The 18570-nt window shown below is 54.5% G+C and carries 17 protein-coding genes; 2 read left to right on the top strand and 15 right to left on the bottom strand.

Translation table 11 applies throughout. The features are described from left to right. Positions 1–71: 71 nt before the first annotated feature. The 15 genes from QN359_RS07395 to QN359_RS07325 all read right to left on the bottom strand — a co-directional run bounded on the left by QN359_RS07395 (position 72) and on the right by QN359_RS07325 (position 14778). Positions 72–323 (bottom strand): hypothetical protein, encoded by a 252-nt coding sequence (locus QN359_RS07395; protein ID WP_322250547.1) that lies wholly within the window; start codon positions 321–323, stop codon positions 72–74. 249 nt (positions 324–572) lie between these two features. Beyond that, positions 573–1925, bottom strand: coding sequence for a tetratricopeptide repeat protein (locus QN359_RS07390; protein ID WP_322250548.1), 1353 nt, complete (start codon positions 1923–1925; stop codon positions 573–575). A gap of 22 nt (positions 1926–1947) precedes the next feature. Further along, the gene (locus tag QN359_RS07385) at positions 1948–2757 is read right to left on the bottom strand and encodes a hypothetical protein (protein WP_322250549.1); all 810 of its coding nucleotides are present in this window, start codon (positions 2755–2757) and stop codon (positions 1948–1950) included. 66 nt (positions 2758–2823) lie between these two features. Beyond that, the gene (locus QN359_RS07380) at positions 2824–4770 is read right to left on the bottom strand and encodes an alpha/beta hydrolase family protein (RefSeq protein WP_323493328.1); all 1947 of its coding nucleotides are present in this window, start codon (positions 4768–4770) and stop codon (positions 2824–2826) included. 14 nt (positions 4771–4784) lie between these two features. Further along, on the bottom strand, positions 4785–6464 hold the full coding sequence (locus QN359_RS07375; RefSeq protein ID WP_322250551.1) for an ABC transporter ATP-binding protein: 1680 nt from the start codon (positions 6462–6464) through the stop codon (positions 4785–4787). Continuing rightward, complete coding sequence (locus tag QN359_RS07370; protein ID WP_322250552.1) at positions 6461–7786, bottom strand: TolC family protein; 1326 nt, start codon at positions 7784–7786, stop codon at positions 6461–6463. The genes QN359_RS07375 and QN359_RS07370 overlap by 4 nt, the downstream gene beginning before the upstream one ends. Continuing rightward, entirely contained in the window at positions 7779–9032 is a 1254-nt protein-coding gene (locus QN359_RS07365) for an ABC transporter permease (protein ID WP_322250553.1), read from the bottom strand. The genes QN359_RS07370 and QN359_RS07365 overlap by 8 nt, the downstream gene beginning before the upstream one ends. Further along, positions 9029–9691, bottom strand: a complete 663-nt coding sequence (locus QN359_RS07360) for an ABC transporter ATP-binding protein (RefSeq protein WP_322250554.1) — start codon at positions 9689–9691, stop codon at positions 9029–9031. Before QN359_RS07360 ends, QN359_RS07365 begins: the two co-directional genes overlap by 4 nt. Then, the gene (locus QN359_RS07355) at positions 9688–10764 is read right to left on the bottom strand and encodes an efflux RND transporter periplasmic adaptor subunit (RefSeq protein ID WP_322250555.1); all 1077 of its coding nucleotides are present in this window, start codon (positions 10762–10764) and stop codon (positions 9688–9690) included. The genes QN359_RS07360 and QN359_RS07355 overlap by 4 nt, the downstream gene beginning before the upstream one ends. After that, on the bottom strand, positions 10754–11302 hold the full coding sequence (locus QN359_RS07350; RefSeq protein WP_322250556.1) for a CPBP family intramembrane glutamic endopeptidase: 549 nt from the start codon (positions 11300–11302) through the stop codon (positions 10754–10756). The genes QN359_RS07355 and QN359_RS07350 overlap by 11 nt, the downstream gene beginning before the upstream one ends. Next, positions 11296–11913 carry a GNAT family protein gene (locus QN359_RS07345; protein WP_322250557.1) on the bottom strand — a complete coding sequence of 206 codons (618 nt, stop codon included), beginning with the start codon at positions 11911–11913 and terminating at the stop codon, positions 11296–11298. Before QN359_RS07345 ends, QN359_RS07350 begins: the two co-directional genes overlap by 7 nt. Then, entirely contained in the window at positions 11910–12365 is a 456-nt protein-coding gene (locus tag QN359_RS07340) for a hypothetical protein (RefSeq protein ID WP_322250558.1), read from the bottom strand. The genes QN359_RS07345 and QN359_RS07340 overlap by 4 nt, the downstream gene beginning before the upstream one ends. Further along, complete coding sequence (locus QN359_RS07335) at positions 12362–13279, bottom strand: hypothetical protein (protein WP_322250559.1); 918 nt, start codon at positions 13277–13279, stop codon at positions 12362–12364. Before QN359_RS07335 ends, QN359_RS07340 begins: the two co-directional genes overlap by 4 nt. Positions 13280–13300: 21 nt before the next feature. Beyond that, positions 13301–13558, bottom strand: coding sequence for a phosphopantetheine-binding protein (locus tag QN359_RS07330; RefSeq protein ID WP_322250560.1), 258 nt, complete (start codon positions 13556–13558; stop codon positions 13301–13303). Then, on the bottom strand, positions 13555–14778 hold the full coding sequence (locus QN359_RS07325; RefSeq protein ID WP_322250561.1) for a beta-ketoacyl-[acyl-carrier-protein] synthase family protein: 1224 nt from the start codon (positions 14776–14778) through the stop codon (positions 13555–13557). The genes QN359_RS07330 and QN359_RS07325 overlap by 4 nt, the downstream gene beginning before the upstream one ends. Positions 14779–16871: 2093 nt before the next feature. On the opposite strand from QN359_RS07325, the gene QN359_RS07320 reads away from it, so the two are divergent. Together QN359_RS07320 and QN359_RS07315 are read left to right on the top strand one after the other, a co-directional pair. Next, positions 16872–17708 carry a type IV toxin-antitoxin system AbiEi family antitoxin domain-containing protein gene (locus QN359_RS07320; protein WP_323493255.1) on the top strand — a complete coding sequence of 279 codons (837 nt, stop codon included), beginning with the start codon at positions 16872–16874 and terminating at the stop codon, positions 17706–17708. Beyond that, a complete protein-coding gene (locus tag QN359_RS07315; protein ID WP_322248629.1) occupies positions 17708–18550 on the top strand; it encodes a nucleotidyl transferase AbiEii/AbiGii toxin family protein in 843 nt (280 codons plus the stop codon). The genes QN359_RS07320 and QN359_RS07315 overlap by 1 nt, the downstream gene beginning before the upstream one ends. Positions 18551–18570 lie beyond the last annotated feature (20 nt).

Raw genomic sequence — 18570 nt, 5'->3', positions numbered from 1 at the left:
TTCACTCATGGTCTGCCTCGTCTCTTTTCGACAGACACTAGTTTAAACTGTTGTCCGGATATGTGGATCCACTATAAGGTTTGTGCGGTGCGCACGGCATCGGCACGCACCGTCTTGTCAAACACATCAAACATATCATTGATGATGGACAAAGAATGCTGAACTTCGACGATGGCGCTCGCTTGCATGAGTGCATAGCTGCTGCGGCCTAGCGCGATAGTAAATACACTGAAAACGAAAAACACACAGGCAAAGATGATCGCGCTTAATTTTTGGCCCAGACTGAGCGTCGATAGTAGGCCGGAGCGATGGATAGTTTTCATATTTTTCCTGTTAGTCAAAGAAAAGCATGCTTACCTAAAACAATGTAAGCACGATGGCATGTCGTATCGACCATCATGCTGGCGAAAATACGGGTGTTAGTTTAAAGAAACATTGATGTGTGTCAACTAGTATACAAGAAGTTTATGATTTCGATCATCTCTTGAAAACTGGAGAATGGATTGGTTGACTAAAAGTAACAAATGGGGCATTGCACCGACCCGTATTGTTTTTGCTGGCTGCAGTGGGTTTCAGCGGTGGCGCAGATCCGCTTGTATGGTGGCTAATACCGGGTTCCACTGTGTTGCTTGAGTTTGGCGTAATAGACGTGCCGACCGATACCAAGGGCTGCTGCTGCCTTCAGCGAGCCAGCGGAAGTCCGGCACGTAGGCCAACAAAATCCACACTGGCAGCCCCATTGCCGCGGCTAAGTGGGCGACGCTGGTATCGACCGAAATGATTAAATCCATCTGCGCACATAAGGCGGCGGTGGCGCTGAAATCATGCAAATGCTGGTGCCACAGCCGGATGGCGCAATCAGATTGCTGTAAAGTTAAGAGGTCGGCAGCGCGTATTTCCGCCTGCAAGCAGTGGTATTCATGATGCGGCGGCAAGTAGCTGAGCATGTCAGCCAAGGCGATGCTGCGCTGGCGATCATTGTGGTGGGTGGTGGACCCGCTCCATACCAAACCTACCCGCAGCGCCTTGTGCGGGCCGAGTCGCTGCTGCCAATCAGTCAAGGTCGGAGGCAAGGCTTGCAGATACGCGGTACTGCTTGGAATATTGTGCAGGCGCGTGCCGAACCGGCCGGGCAGACTCATCAGAGAACAATGATAATCGTACTCTGCCTCTGCCGGTTCGACGATGCGGATGTCGCGGCCCCAGTCTTGCTGTGCCAATAATGACACCAAGGGACGCGCCACTTGCAAAATCAGACGGCAGTCTGGCAGTAAGGGAATATAGCGGCAAAACTGCAGGGCATCGCCCAAGCCTTGCTCGTTGTAGAGCAGCAGCGTTTTTCCGCGTAAGCAAGCACGGCCATCCCATGCTGAACTACTCGGAAGCAAGCGCACCGTTTGTACTTGCAAGCGCCATTCATAAGCTGTCCAGCCCTCGTCCAAGCGCCCCAACGTGAGCAGCATCAGGGCCCGTGCCACTTGCGCATCGACATGCTGTGTATCGAGTGCAATCGTGCGTTCAAACAAGGCCAGCGCGGCCGCGAATTGCCCCTGATCTTTACGCAGCAAGCCCAGATTGAAATTGGCCGGAATAAAATCGGCCTCGATCGCCAGCGCCGCAGCGAAGGCCGCATCGGCCAGGCTCAGGCGACGCTGCGTATGATGAATGACGCCGCAATTATTGTGGGCAGCACGATGCTGCGGAGATAGTTCCAGCGCTTGCTGATAGCAGTGTAATGCCGGCGCGTAGCGCTGCGCCAAACCATGCAGCACGCCGGCCTTGTACCATGCCTCGGCGTGGCGTCGATTGCAGCGCACAGCTAAGGCATAGTAGCGTGCCGCCTGCCGGTATTGTGCGCGTGTTTGCGCCGCCACCCCGCGATGGTAAAAAAAATTGCTGACGGCGCTGCGGATGACATTGAGCATATCGCCTGGCTATCGTTGCTACTTAATAGCTGCGACGCACACGCAAGCCCGCTTCCAGCGTGCGATTGTGCGGCTCTTGATAGAGCAGACGATTGCCATTGCTGTAGACGGCGCTGCCGTTTTGGAGCAAGCCGGCGGTATCGGAGCGCGAAATATCCCAAAATTCTAAAAACGGTCCAAGCGACCAGTTATCTTTTTCGTAGGCCATGCTGATTTTTAAGCCATAGCCGTGCCGCTGTGACAGCGAGACATCGGCCACGCCTTGTCCGGCATCGGATAAGCGTGCGCTTTGCGTGCCACGCAGCAGCACATCGGCTTCGAGTTCGGTGTTCCAGCGCGATTGCGCCGATAATTGCAGACTGTGCGTGAGGCCAAGTGGCAGATAAATATACTGACTCTGGCGCCGGTTGCCGCTTTGTCCCAAGCTGTTGAAGCCGCGTAAATCATTCGATAAATAGCGATAGCCAAGCCCGATAAAGGGTACCAGACTGCTGCCGGAAAACGCATAGCGCCGGCCGAACAAGGCCCGGGTTTCCAGATACCAGTCTGACTTGCTGCTGGCTGTGGCCGCAGCATACGCGGTATCGGCGGCATAATCGACCTTGCCAGTGGCATAGTGAACATCGGCCCGGATAAACTGCTCGCTAGCGATGTCGTGGCTGGCCATCAGAAACAAGGCAAACTTGTCGCCACTGTTTTTCATGACGGCCGGCTCCCGATATTGGTAAGTCGAGAGCGCGGCAGCGATGCTCAGATCGGTGTCGGCCATGGCATTCGACACATAGCACAAGGCTGCGCCGGCGGCACAGTACAGAATTTTTTTATCAATCATCGATCAAGTCCAATCAAGTGGTATGGGGTGCGGATGCGGATGCGGCATAGCGTAAGCAGCGCCAGCTTAAAACAGCACAGTCCCGAGTTCGTAGTAATCAAAGCCCTTATCCACACCACCGAGACAGCGCGAAAAAAAAACTTCGGTTTTGCGGAAAAAAAGCAGCGAAGTTTTCCAATCACTGATGGCGTGACCGGTATGCGGCATGAGCCAGTATTCGAGCTGCTTGGCCGGGCTCTTGCTGGCATCAACGAAGGCTTGCGTCTGTTGTTGCGGCACGCGCACATCGTATTCACCTTGCGCCAGTAATACCGGACGCTGCAACTGTGCGGCCAAGCCGATCGGTGAGCGTGCCTGCATCGTCGCGCGTGATGCCGCCTGTTCCGGGTCGCCTATATAACGCTGCAGCAGGCTGGTGTCGAAGCGATATGCGGGCGGGACTTCGGTGCTTAAGCGTAGCAAATCGGTCGGTGCATTGACGGCAACGCCACAGGCGAAGCGTTCCGGTGCCGTCAGTAATCCCATCAAGGTGGCATAGCCACCGTAACTACCGCCGATCAAACCGATGTGATCGGCTTGTGCCCAGCTTTGTGTGCTGGCCCAGTTTGCCGCATCGAGTAAATCTTGTTGCATGGTGCCGCCCCATTGGGCATACGCGAGCTCTTGGAAGTGCCGACCGTAGCCGCTGGAACCGCGGAAATTGACTTGTAATACCGCATAGCCGCGGTTCGCCAAAAACTGGGTTTGGGCATCGTAAGTCCAGAGGTCGCGCTCCCACGGCCCACCATGCACCTTGATTAAGACCGGCCACTTTTTCTCGTGGCTGCCAGCAGGTAAGCTCAAATAGGCATGCAACAGCGTACCGTCGCCGGCCTGCAGTAGCAGCGGTTGCGAAGGCACCAGCGCAGACACGAAGGCGGCGGTGGCCGCCGGCCCGATCAAGACCGTGCTTTGTTGATCCAAATCCGACAGATAAAATTCTTTGGCGACATCGGTCTGCAAGCTGTACACCAGTTGGCGTCCATCGCGGTCGCTATTTTCTATGTGCAGTCGCGCCGGGCTGCGCGCCAGTCGCGCGCCGAGCAGGGCTTGTAAGCGTGGTTCGAGCAAGTTGTTATGCGGATAATCTGGCTCACTGCTGACCAACCAAGGCAGGCCGCTGTCGGCGGCCACATAGACTTCGCTCAGATCGACTGTCTCCGCTTGGGCCAGCACGGTCTCGCCGCCCGTTTGGTGATCAAGCTGCAGCAAGCGTGACAGATCGCTGCCTTTATTGCTGAGCAAATAACTGCTGCTCAAGTCATTACTGATACTCACAAGCCTTACTTGGTCGTCGCTGCTCCAGCGGTACACGGTCGTATAACTGTGGTCGCCAGCTTGGCGGATTTGCAGTGCGTAGTGTATGCCTTCGAGCGTGATACGCCCGGCCACATGCCCATCGGCGCTGCTCAGCCATTGCTGGACATTGCCAGGATTTTTTTCCAACAAAATATTTTCTTTGTCGGCAACATTGCGTTGGTACAGATCAAACAAAGCGCTGTCCCGCGGATGACTCTGAAACAGCAGCACGCCCGGCGCGTCTTTGCGTTCGGCTAATAATACGGATTTGACCCCGCCAACAGCGCTGAGAATATGCGGCGCATCGTCTTTGCTGTTGCTGTCGAGATTAAACAAGGTAATGACATTATTTTCCGTTCCCGTTTCGGTCAGGGAATCGCTGATCAAGGCGTGGCCATCGCGCATCCAGTCGAAATATTTGATTCCATACGCCGGCCGGTGGGAAATTTTCTGTGTCGCCAAATCCTTGATGAATAATTCCAGCCTCGTACCGTCGACGGCCAACCACGCCAAACGCGTGCCATCAGGGGAAATTTTATACCCGAAATTACTGCTTCGATTGGCCGCGAAAGCATGGGTAGGAATATCCTGATGCAGTGCTTCGCCGGCCACAGCTGTGCATGGTAGCAGCGCGCAAAACAGCAGGGGGAATCCGCGTGCTTGAAACAGGTTCATGGTGTTGTTCTCCATCAGGCAGACAGAACAATCTGCGTATCGATCAAATCGGCAAAGGTCTCGCTGTGCGTGACCAGCACGATACTGACGCGCGTTTTCTGGCTTGCGAGATAGCTGCGCAAGCCTTGTATCGCCGCTTGATCGAGATTATTTTCCGGTTCATCCAAAATCAACAGCGTGGGCTGCATGACAATGGCACGTAGCAGGGCAATTTTTTGTTTTTCGCCACCAGACAAGTCACGTCCGGTTTCGGCAATTATGCTGTCGAGTCCGTGCTCCCACGATTCGATGAAATCGAGTAATTGCAGCTGCGCCGCTGCCCGCATGATTTGATTGTCAGATAGCGCCCGACCCAAGCTGATATTGGTGCGCAAGGTATCGGAGTAGATGAAAATATTTTGCGGCAGATAACCTGTCTGTGCCGCCCTTTGGCGCGGGCTTAACGTGCTGCTTTCTTGGTCGTCGAACAGAATGCTGCCGCTGCTCGGTTCGAGTAAGCCGAGTAACAGCGACAGCAAGGTCGATTTGCCGGCACCATTGGCACCACGGATAGCCACGCAAGTAGCGGCGGCAATGTCGGCATCAAGCTGCTGCAGCACGCCGGTGTTAGCATAAAAAAAACTCAGCTGACGCAGCGTGATCGTCGGTGCAGGGTAGGGTAGCGTGGCGAGGTCGGCATGGCTGGTGGTCGGCGTTGCAGTCTGCAAACTGTGGGCTGACAACTGGAATAGCCGCTCGATGGCAGTGCGCTCATAGAAATAACCGGAGGCGGCGCTGAATAAGGAATTGATAGGGCCATACATCATCGTCAGCACGACGAAAAAAGAGACGACTTCACCGACTCCCAGGGCACCATAAGAAACCTTCATCCCGCCGACAGTCCAGATCAGTGCGGCGGCAGCGACCGGAATACTGCCGAGTAGTCCGAACATGCCGGCGCTGTATCTGCGCACCTCGAAAGTCGCCTGTTCGCTGTCTTCCAATGCGCGCGACAGGCGCTGACGATGGAAGCCTGCCGTGTCGGTCAGGCGGGCTTCGCGCAGGCTGGCGATCGACTCCAGCAGGCGGGCACTGCCGGCGGCATAGGCGACATGCGAATGCTGTGCCAATGCCGTCAATTGTTTACTGGTCCAGATGAACAGCAGACTCGCCAGCGGTAACAGGCCGACGATCCACAACAGGATGGTGGCATTCAGAGAGATTAATATGCCGCCGAAAATCAATACAAAACACAGGTCTCTGGCGATGCCGGCCAGACCGGTTGGCGATAAATAATTAACGGTGCCGATATCACGACTCAAGCGTGAATACACGTCACTCGGTTGAAAATCGGGCGAGTCGTGGGAATTGGCTGGCGCTGTTTGTTGTAATTGTTCGAAAAAAAACAAACGTATCTGTACGAAGAAACGCTTATTCATCAGCGCGCCATGAACTTGCGCCAAACTTGACAGCACGATGCCGGCCAACGAGCACAGTGTCATCGTGATAATGATTGGCAACAAACCGGAGAATGCGCTGCGCCGCGAAAATCCATCGATCAAACGACTGAGTAAAAAGGGAATCGGCGTTTGCGCCAGTACCGAAAAAATTAAAATAAAGAATTGGCCGCCGATTTGCCAGCGCTGTACCCGCAGCAGTTGCCAGTAACGGCGTGCCGCATGCAGTGATAAGTGAGAAGCAGGGTGCCTGATCAAAATTGTCCTCCGGTCAGAAAGCGCTTGGCTTTCAGATAATGTTGGTTTTCTTCATTGGCGCGCAGTTGTAATTGCTGTACCTGCAGTTTCGTCTCGCTCTCGGCATAGGCAGATTCCGAGCGCCGTCCCAAGCTGTGTTCGAGTTGTTGTACCGTGCGCTTTTGCTGCATCAAACGCAATTTTTCGCGCGCTAATTCGCAATCGTCTTCGGCTTCGCGCAGTGCTTGTTCGAGTTCGTATTGGCCGCGCTGTTGATCTTCGAGCGCCAAGCGATAGGCTTCTTGGGTAGCCACGATTTCTTTGGCCTTGATCTTCACTTGGGCGTAGGAATCGAAGCCGTCGAACAAATTCCAACTGAAGGTGATGCCGAAGTAAGATTTATCGCGCGCCAAGTCATTGACGGTACGTAGAATACTCGAATCTGATTTCGCCAAACCAGCATGGTCAATTCTGGCGTATAAATCTATTTTAGGCAGAAAGCGACTCAGCGATTGCTGTGACAACCACTGCGATTGCTTGATCTTGGATGCCGGCACAGTCACTTCACTGACCACATCGACCGCCTCGAAACCAGTGTTTTGCAAGCTGCGTTGGTAGTCGCTGCGTGCGTCAATCTGAGTTGGTATCGGTTCGATTGCCAGATCGTCACCGATGACCAGGAGTAATTTTCGCAGGGCATTGCTGTGCTTGCGCTCAGCAGCATTTTTTTCCAATTCCTTTTTCTTTTTCTCAAATTCGGCATCGGCTAAGTCCAGGGCGGAGATCCGACCTTGCGAAAAGTCGGCCTGACTACGGCTGAATTGCGCGACATGGCCAGACCATTCCACGCTATGTATCTGCAGTGTCAGTTGTGCTTGCTGCAGCTCGTGGTAAGCAGATAAAACTTTTCTGGCAAATTCCTGGCGCTCTAATTGCAGATGTAAAGCGGCTTCACGTTCCTTCTCGCGTGCCAGTTTTAAGCCGGACAAATCCGCGCCACCGTTAAAAATATTCAGACCCAGCTTGGTTTGCGCATTGGCGTAATTGGCACTGTCGGCACCACCGAGTAACAAGCTGTCGACACTGGGGATGGAACCGAAGGACTTGATACGCTGAGTCGAGGCGATGACATCGAGTTTCGGTAAAAATGCGCTGGTCGCGCGGGTGGTATCCCAGGCCGAGGTTTCCAGGCCGATTTGTGTCTGTTTTAATTTTGCAGCGTTGGCTAAACCGCGCAGCAAGACTGCCTCAAAACTGAGCGCAGATTCGGCCGCGCCTGCCGGCAGCGCTGCGAGCGTCGCGGCGCATAGCCAAGTCGCTACGACTATCCGAGGTTTATTCATAACGTAATGCCTCAACAGGAATTAATTTTGATGCGGTGCGCGCCGGATAATAGCCGGAGGCGATGCCGACCAAGAGCGAACTGCCGACTGCCAACAGCAAGCCCTGTAATGACACCGACATTTTCAGTGCCGTCACCGCGGCCAGCACAAACACCACCGCCAGCCCCAGCAAGACGCCGCCGGCACCGCCGAGTAAGCTGATCAGTATCGATTCGAGCAAAAACTGCGTCTTGATGGCAGACTGGGTGGCACCGAGTGCGCGCCGCAAGCCGATTTCTTTGGTCCGTTCGATCACCGAGGTCGTCATGATATTCATGATGGCCAAGCCGCCGACGAGTAGAGAAACCGTGGCGGCGACAATGCCGATGAGCGTGACACCGCCGAGTATCCGATTGGCGGTCGCAATGTAACTGGCCATACTCTCCGAGTTGTAGCGATAGGCTGCCTTGTGGCGCCAGTCGAGTTGCGCGATGACTTGCGCAATCGCGGCAGCGGAGTGTTCGGTAGAACGTGCCTGGCCTTGCAGAAAGCTGACATAATCGGGGTCGCCGAGGCGTTTTTGTTGAGTCGAATAAGGAATGAGGACGCGCGCACCAGTCTCTTCCTTGCCGGCGCCAATACTGGAAATCAGATCACGGCTTTTGGCCTGCAGGGTGCCGATGACGACATACCAGTCACCGTTAATACTGATATGTTTACCCACCGCATCATCCGCTTGGTCCAGCAAGCGCGCCACGATTTCGCTGCCGACCACGGCGACGTTGGCACGTTGGCGGATATCATCAGGTCCAATGAAGCGCCCCGACTGCAGCGTGTCGCCATTGATTTCCGCATAGTCTTGGTTCACCCCCAACAAAGTGATTTTCAGACTTTGGCCATGTTTCGAGGCGCTCGCCCCGGCTAGCTCACTATTGACCACCGGAGACAATTTTTCGATTGCACTGTCGGCCAAGTTGAGCAGAGCTTTATAGTCGGCGGTGCTGATGCCGGAACCGGAAACATCTTTTTCCAAGCGGCTTGGCGCTTCTTTGGCGCGGAACACCCAGAAAGTGCGCAAGCCGAAGGTTTCGAGTTCGCTGAAAATCATCGTGCGCCCTGAAGTGGCGATACTGCTCACGACCATGATGGCAGCAATGCCGATCGCCACACCGAGCAAGCTCAGACTGGTGCGAAAGCCGTTGTGGCTCAAGGCTTCCAGCGCCTCCGCCAGCATTGCCGACGACAAATTGATCCGTTTCGCACTCATGCTGTGATCCTGCCGTCGGCCAATTCGATGACCCGATCCGCATGCGCTGCCAGCGTCTGATCGTGCGTTACCAGCACGATGGTGCGTCCTTCATGGTTCAAGGCGCGCAGCAAGCGCATGATTTCCCCGCCGGTGGCCGAATCGAGACTGCCGGTAGGTTCATCGGCGATGATCAGGCTGGGGTCGGTCACTAAGGCACGAGCAATCGCCACACGTTGCTGTTGACCGCCCGATAATTGCGATGGCAAATGCTCGGCACGGTCGGATAAGCCTACCTTGGCCAACATGGCCAGCGCCAGACGGCGGCGTTCGGTCGGCTTGATGCCACGGTAGATGAGCGGCTTTTCTATATTTTTAAGCGCCGAACAACGCGGTATTAAATTGAAATTTTGAAAAATGAAGCCTATGTGGCGGTTGCGTAGCGCCGCCAGTTCATTGTCGGCCAAGCCAGAAACGTTGTGGCCATTTAGAAAATAGCGGCCGGCGCTGGGATGATCGAGACAGCCGATAATATTGAGCAAGCTCGATTTTCCTGAACCTGAACGGCCGATCAGGGCGATGAATTCGCCACTGTCAACGCGCAAGGAAACTTGGTCCAGCACTTGCAGCGGCAGACCGCCGACCAGATACGATTTTTCTATCGCTTCGAGCGCTATCATGGGTGCCCGCCATCAGTGCGCGGCTGTTTGACCAAGACATCGGCCGCTGTTACCCCGGACAAAACTTTGTCGTAGTTGGCATCGCCCTGAAGCAGCCGTATGATCTTGCTTTGTACACCCTCTGCCGTGCGTACATACACCATATCGCGGCCATCTTTTTGATATACCAACTCGCGTGGAATTCTGAGTGCGGCGCGTTCTTCATACAAAATGAATTCGACATACAATTGCTGCGCACTGCGCAACTGGCGCAGTGCCTCGCCGGCTTCAATCACAATTTTCACCGTATTCGGGTGTTGCGCACTGCCGGCAAATCTGGCGATCGAGCGGACGCTGCCGTGGCGTACCGTGCCGCCGTCTTCCTGCTCGCTCAAACTCACTGGCGTACCGATCGAGAGGCGCTTGACATCGAGGGCATCGACATAGGCGACGATGGTTTTTTCACCGCCGCCGGCCAGGGTCAGCAATTCTTCCGCCGCCGCGACCGACTGAGCGAGTGCCACGTTAATGCCCGACACGACGCCATTGATGGGGCTGTACAAAATTAATTGCTCACGCCTTTGTTGCAGACGCTCGTTATCCAGATGGGCGCGCTGCAGCTCATTGTCGGCCAATTCCAGCTCGAGTTTTTTTTGTCTCAACTCATTTGCGGCAATCCCGCCGACGCCGAACAAATGTTCGAGCCCGGCGTACTCCTTACTTAAACTGGTTTGCTTCGAACGTAGCGATTGCAGCTCGATATGTTTGCTGCGCAGTTCGATTTCTGTGGCCGGGTCAGCCAGCTTGATCAAGGGCTGGCCACTTTTCACATCCTGTCCTTCTCTCACCATGATGGTGCTGACCTTGCTCGCGGCCTGGGCGCGAATACTGATTTGATGATCATCACTCACCACGCCCTTGGCAATCAAGACATCGCGCAAAGGGCCGATGCTGGCATGGAAGTCTGCTGGCAGCGCGCTCGTCTTCGATGCCGTTTTATTGAGATAGAACAGCGACAGGGTGAGCACTGTCAGGCATAAAACAGCAAGCTTCCAGTTATTTTTCAGCGGCTGCATAGACATATTATTGGCCATTTTGAACTAAATAATTTCGTATAAAGTGAAGCAGAAACACGCACAGCGCATCGTTGAGTAACGCATACGCTGTGCCGAGCAAGAGTGCGAACAGCAGCAGTTCGACGATCTGGAATATCTGGGCGCGCAGCGTATGTCGGTGCCAATAGGTAAATGCACTGGCGACCAGCACGAGCGCCGGCAGCGCTCCCAGTGCGCTGCTCAATGTGCCTTGCAATACCACGCGCCAGATCAGCTCTTCGTGCAGTGCGCTGAGGGCGGCCCGTTTCAGGTATTGCCACTGGCGTGCGCCTCGCCGCAGCGACGCCGTGATACCGCGCCAATAGGCGCGCGGAGCGCTGCAGGTGAGAGCGCTGGCCAGGGCAAAGCTCGCCAGTGCCGCAGCCAGATACAGCGGTGTACGCGACCAGTCACAGATCGGCCGCAGCCGCTGATCGCTGGCCACAGCAAGGCCGAGTATCAGCGCATCGAGCAGCAGACCAACCGGGCCGAACAGCAGCGTCCGCCCGCTCATCAATGCCAGCCAGAGTATCAACATGCCGGTGCCGGCAAGAGGCCGTAATGAATATGTTTGCGCAACAGGCCGGTGGCGTGCTGATGAACGAATTCGGAAAACTCCCGGCTCGTGATGCTGTATACATGCACATCCATGGCGACACCGTTATAGCGGCGGTGTTGTTTTAAAATTCCTTCGGCGCTGCCGCCGAAACCAGTCAGGCGTAGGGCCGCTTGATTGAAATCGAAGATGAAGGAGTAAATTTTATTCAGATTTAACTGACTGAAAAAATAATTATTCATCACCATATTCAAATCACCGGCGACCAGCTTGGATCGGTAACTTTCCTCGCCGACCAGATAACTGTGTTCGGCATGTCGGTTCTTCCAGTCGATCTGACTCAGCAAGGACAAGGCCACCGCTTGCTGGGTGAAACGGTCGAATACCAGATAGACGATTTTATCCGAGCGGTCATTGGCGTTGGCTTGCAACATCGCGCAAGCCTGCTCGTGATAAAACTGCTCCGACATACCAGGCATGCCGCCCATGTTGGTGCAATACAGTTCAGAGGCCAGCCAGCGGCTGAGCACCGGCAAATCAGCGATTTCGGGCTTGCGCACGACGATGAATAATCCTGCTATTTCAAAAATCATGGCACGGGCTCCACACATCCGAATACCAGCAGATCGTGGTAGCGGCCGTTGACAAACAAATGCTCTCTGAGCCTGGCTTCGGCATGTAAACCAAGTTGCAGTAAACTTTGCGCCTCCGCTGTTTCATGTTCGAAAAGAAAAGAATACACGCGTGCTATGCCGCTGCCGGCTTGTATCGCGCGCAGGTGATGTCGGGCCAGCTCAGGCTGGGCCAGGCGGCCGCATAATTGCAATTGCATATTACCTTGCTGGCGGTCGAACTGACCCAGTGACAGCAAGGTCGGACGCTCGCCTGCCTGCTCGAGAAAGTGCAGGGTGTGGCTATCATCGAGTGATTCCTGCATTTCTGAAGCAGAGAAACCATGCAGCGACTTCAACAAAAAATAGCTGTGATAATGGTCCTGCAATGCGCTGCGCAAGGGCACGATATCACTGGCTTCCAAGCGCCTCATGATGCCGCCTTCACCGGCTCTTTGGCATCGGCATGTTGATACATGGTCCAAGCCAAATCGGTCCAGCGCTGAAATTGTTGCGGATCTATTTGCACCCAAGTTTCGAACAAACTGGCGATCTGCTGCATCAGACGTGCCACCACTTGCTGGTTACTTTCGCCACGGTGTGCCGGCTCTGGGAACAAGGGCTGCTCTATGCGTATCACGCGCTCGCCGCTGGCGGTTTCAAAATTAATGACCGGCAAAATGATGGCACGGGTGGTTAAGGCTAAGCGCGCTACGCCGCTTTGCATGAAACAATCCTGCCCAAAGAACGGTACTTTTTCGCGCGAGGGAACGCGTACTTCGACATCACTCATCATGGCGACGATGCCGCCACGACGCAGAGCCAAATAAGCATTTTTGCCGACATCATCATCAAAGCGCAGCACTTTCACTGCGCCGAATTTTTCTTCTATCAAACGATGTAAGGAATCTTCTTGAGAATTGGCGCTAGCCATTTTCACAATATTTATTTCCCGCTCGGCTTGCACTTCCATCGCCAATTTTAAAAAGCCAAAGTAGAAGCTGCCCATGTGTATCGATAACAAAATCACCGGCCGACCGGTTTGCATCACCTGCTGTACTCGCCCGAGATGTTCGATGCGCGTGCGGGCGAGTTCGGCAAGGATGCGCTGTTTTTTCGCTTGCGCGATCCAGGCGTAATCGAGTTGAAAATTAATTTCGCTGCCTATACCGCGGCGATACACACGCTGCGCTTCGGCGGCGCTCAGCTGCAAGGCCGAACGAATTTTTGCCAGCACCCAGGCCTCGTTAGGCTTGAGCTCGCGTACTACTTTGCGAGTAAACAGCGGCGTGAAAACGAATTTAGTGATCGCTCGTCCAAAATACGGAAGCAGATTTTCAATGCGCACGACGATTCCTTTTTTATACCATCAAACTTCGATTTCGTAACCGAGGTCGGCGAATACGCGGACCAAATCACCGACCGTACTCAAGCTGTTGAGGCGCGCCAGATAAGCTTCGTCGATGCTGATATTGAGTTGGTCTTCGATGGCAAACAAAGTCGTGGCAAAACCCAGTGAATCGAGGCCCAGGGTGGCCAGTTGATCCGTGCTGGAGATGGCGCGGCCATCGAATTCAGAGGCATTGTTTTTAATGATGGTAATAAATTCTTCGCGCGTGATTTTCATTCGTAAACTCCAAAAATTAAACTGACATTGTTATTGCCGAAACCAAAGGAATTACTCATCGCATAGCGAATTGGCGCGGCATGACTGGCGGCGCTGGCAATCTTCAAATCGACACTCCGGTCGAAATGGGGAATCGCAGTAACACTGCTGGTTTCCAGCGACTTGACGACATGCAGCGCTTCGATGGCGGCGGCGGCGCCGAGCAAATGGCCAGTCAATTGCTTGGTCGGTGTCATGTGGATGTCGGCTAAGCGCGTGCCGAATACTGCTTGCATGGCCTTGAGTTCGGCATCATCGTTGAGTTTGGTTGCGGTACCGTGCGGATTGATCAAGTCGATCTGGCTGGCACAGATGCCGGCATCGGCCAGTGCCAGTTGCATTGCCTGCGCCGCATCGAGGCCGTTCGGTTGCGGCATCACCGCATGGTAGCCGCCACCGCTGGCACCATAGCCGAGCAATTCTGCGTAAATGTTGGCACCGCGTGCACGCGCCGACGCGGCCTCTTCCAGCACCAAGATGGCGGCACCTTCGGCCATCACGAAGCCATCGCGGTCGGCCGAAAAGGGGCGGCACGCTATCTCGGGTGTGTCGTTACGGGTAGACATGGCGCGCAACTTATCGAAACCGGAAAAAATTGCGGGCGAAATGGTCGCCTCCACGCCGCCGCTGATCACCGCTTGCGCGCGACCGGCTCGTATCATGTCTAACGCGGCACCGAGCGCATGGCCGCTCGACGAGCACGCACTGGAAATAGAAAATTGTTGACCGGAAATACCCCAGCGCATGGCGATCTGATTGACGATGACATTCGGGTCGACCGACGGCACCGTCAGCGGGCTGACGCGTTCCGGGCCTTTTTCCAACAATCGTAACAGCGCCTCTTCGCTGAAGTACAGACCACCCAAACCGGTGCCCAGACAAATCCCGATCGCGGCGGCCGGCAGCTCAGCCTCGATGATGCCGCTGTCGCGAAGGGCTTCTTGCGCGGCACAGAGCGCAAATTGGGCATTGCGCGAAATATTTGCCAGATTCAAACCGCTCAGTGCTGCCAGATCGTGGGAAATCTCCGCACCGATCTTGCTTTTGTAGGCAGTTGTGTCGAAGCGCGTGAGTGCGGCGATTGACGAACGCCCCTCTTGGAGCGCGGCCCAAAATTGTGTGACCGAAACGCTATTGGCAGTCAGGCAGCCCAGGCCTGTGACGACAACTCTTTTTCTCATTTCTCAGGTACCAAAAAATTACATGCGATCGTTACTGATTTCAAAAGACCGCGATCATAGCGTATTCTATTCGCAAAGAACATAGCCGTCGCGATCGGTAAAGTGGCGTAAATGCACACAAGGAGCCGAACGTTATCACAAACTGTCTTATTTAAAAAACAGTAATTTAAATTGTAGCTTTGGCACCACTAATTAGAAACTTATCTCTAATTTGTTAATATAATTGCGCCATCTTTTGGTGGAAATCTGAACCACATGAAGGTCCTGAGTACAGGTAATGTTAATTTTCAGATACTTTTTTTGAGAAAAATATGAAACTCAATTTGCAAAAAACACAACAAGGTCCAGTCCTTGCAAAAGGCTCTGACAGCAATGGTCAAGCCTGCAGTAGCGGGCAAATCGCCGCAGCCGGCGGTTGTGTTGGCGGTAGCGGTACAATCAGCCCACCATCTGGCACAGTAACCTACACCACATCAACTAATTGCTGCTAAGTAATTAGTTGAATGCAAGCCAAGTATTTGGCGTGCATTCTCTTACCCCGTGCGCTAGCTCTTCGCTTGGCCACGGGGTACTCGTTAATACTGACGCAATGTCAGTGTTCAGGCCAAAACTTCCCCTACTTGCAAGGTCCGAATTTGACCACTGCTGAGCTTGAGCTGAGCAAGAGTCAGGCTTTTCTCGCACATTTTCTTTGCTAATTTTATTGTCAAGTAACTTAAATGTAACACCGGGCCATTCAAGCCGTTTTCCGGCCATGTTCTGCTATGGCGAAGGCGAAAGAAGCCAGACCCAAATGGCATGCTCTTGGCCCTCAATACGGCTCAGTGCACAACGAGATTTATTTGATTGTTACCGCGGCTGTTACATTTTGCCGGGCGCAAAAAAAGCCGCGATCGAGGGCGGCGTTGGTTGGTATCTGAGTTGGGGCACTGCCGCGTCAAGAGGCAAGCAATTCAATCGAATGAGCGGTCTATCTTAGAAAACAGGGGAACTGCATTGTTTTGCGTTCCGTCATTGTCAGGACCATTTCATGCTTCCCTAGGGAAGAGGCTGTCGCAAAAGCCTGATGGACGCTTTTTTTACACCTGAAACACCGTATACCTCGTCATTCCCGCGTGCTTTTGGCGGGAACCTAGTGTCGTTTTTTACACTGAAAATACCACAACTTCTGGCATTTTCAGTTAACCACGAACGCCGCTGGATTCCTGCCAAAAGCGCGCAGGAACGACGTTACGGGCGGTTGGGGTAATGATGCAGACTGAAAACCCTTTTGCGACAGCCTCTGAAGGCCGGGGTTTTACGCGCAAATCCGATAAATCACATCAACGCCTAGCTAAGCAGCCCCTCCCCCTCCCCCGCACAGCCGTTCATAGCAAATCGGCCGCGATGAATTCAGCAGATCAAGGCCGCCACATGCCTATCGGCACCGACACCCGCTGAACCAATGGCGCGGAAGAATGAGACCGTAGCATCCGCTACACCATAAAAAACGCGTACTTGCCGGTGCTTGAAGATGCCAGCCAATGCCAGACCAAAAAACAAAAAAGCCCGCAGTGACGCGGGCTTACGGGTGTTTTGCTGCCATCAGATGCCTGCTGATGGCAGACGTTTGATCATTCCCACTCAATTGTTTCCAAGGCCTACAAACCCGCATGAATACAGGCTTTCTCTGTATGGGACATCTAATTTACCGTCATATTTACCGTCAAAAAACAAACGCTTTGACTGGCGCGGGAGATGCACTCGGTTTGTGCGGCGACTACTCTTCCACATCAATCATCAACTATCGAGGGGGTCTGGAAGCCCATCGGAGTCATTGCATCCTACGTTTTTCCACTCAAGGACAAGTATAAAGCAACGATTTCTCATTACCAAACGCTATACATCGAGCGTATTCCAACCCATGAAACCCAAGGTCAAACGCATGCCTGCGCCAACAACTCTCTTCTTGGCGCGGCCCATGGCGACTTTCACGATTGAATTTTTACTGTTACATTTTACGCTGAATTCGTCTCCCAGGGGGAAACAAGCTTGCCGCTAGATATCGTTAGTGTTATATTTACTGCGCATTACGTTTCCTTTAGGGGCGCAAATTGAGCGTAAAATATCACTTGCAAACAAAGACGCTAGGCCCACGGGCAGCGCAACTCTTCACTGAGCTGAATGAACTGCGCCGGTCTACGTTCACGCTGGCGGATGTCGGTTCGATCACCGGCCTGTCGGCTGCGGCGGCCCGCAATCTTGTGCACAAGGCTCAGCAGCGAGGCTTGGTGACGCGACTGAAGCCCGGTTTGTACAACCTCGTCCCCTTCGAACTCGGCCGGGCCACTGAGCACATCGACAGCCCGTACCTGATCGCGCGTGAACTCGCCGGTGCCGCGCCCTACTTCCTGTCGCACGGCACCGCGCTTGAACTGCACCGCATGGTGACGCAGCCGAACTTCACCGTGTATGTGTCATGTACGCGGCGCGTGCGTCCGCAGACGGTCGGTGGCTATGACTTCCGGTTTGTCCACATCACTGCGGAACAAGAATTCGGGGTCGTGAAGCACTGGATCGACAAAGAGCGCTTCGTGATGATCAGCGACATGGAGCGCACGATCATCGACGGGCTTCGACACCCGGCATTTGTCGGTGGCATTACCGAAGTCGCCAAGGGCTTATGGATGAAGCGGGACGTACTGAAAATCGAACGGCTGGTGGACTACGCACAACGCCTCGGCGTCGGCGCCGTCGTGCGCCGCCTCGGCTACCTGCTGGAACACTATGGCCTGGCCGATGTGTTGGCGCTGGAACCATTGCTCGGCATGCTGACGGCAACGTACCAGCGCCTTGATCCACTGCTTCCCTCCGAGGGGGCTTTTCTCTCACGTTGGCGGCTCCAGCTCAACGTGACTCCCGAAGAACTCGATACCGTAAGGCTTGGCTAATGATTCCACAACGCAATATCTCCCTGATCTCGAACACATTGATGAGCGCCGGCGGCCGGCGCATTCCCGAGGCCGTCATCGAACGCGATTACGTGCTGGCTTGGTTCCTGACCGGTCTGGCCGGTCATCCGTTGCGCGAGGTGCTGGCCTTCAAAGGTGGCACGGCCCTGCGACGTTGCTGGTTCGAGGACTATCGGTTTTCGGAAGACCTGGACTTCACGCTAACCCGTCCGATCACCCTCGAAGATATTCTGGCAGGGTTAGCCGAAATCTTTGCGGCGGTTGAGGCTGCGTGCGGCTTGCGGATCGCATTCGACCGCGAAGACCGCCACAGCCACCAGAACAGCCACACGTTTTATCTGCGCTACCAGGGGCCACTGCCCGCTGCAAACGACGTGAAGGTTGATATCACGATCACCGAAGTCCTGTGCTTCCCGCTGCAAGATCGCCCGATTCATCGCATCTACGATAGCTTTGACGATTTACCCGAAGGGCCAACCTTGAAGGTCTATGCCATCAAGGAAATCGTGGTTGAAAAGCTGCTGGCATTGAGCGACCGGGCGCGCAATGAACCGCGCGACTTGTACGACCTCTGGTATCTGTTCGGTTCTACGGACTTGCGCGTAGCGGAAATGCGCGTCGAACTCGATGCCAAGTTGGCGCTGCGGCAGCGCGTCGTCGCAGGCATGGAGCAGGCAATCGCCGCCAAGGAAGATCGTCTGCGGCGACTCTGGACTGCCCGCCTCGCGCACCAGATGAACCAACTGCCGCCGTTCGATGACGTTTTTCGGGAAGTGCTGCGGGCCGTTCGCGCCGCCGACTTGCCGAAGGCGGCCGGCTGATCGATTATCGGCGTGCCGAT

The sequence above is a fragment of the Undibacterium sp. 5I2 genome (assembly GCF_035019605.1).
GTDB lineage: Bacteria > Pseudomonadota > Gammaproteobacteria > Burkholderiales > Burkholderiaceae_D > Undibacterium.
The sequence above is the reverse complement of the archived record's forward strand: the minus strand, read 5'-3'. Positions and strand labels throughout refer to the sequence as shown.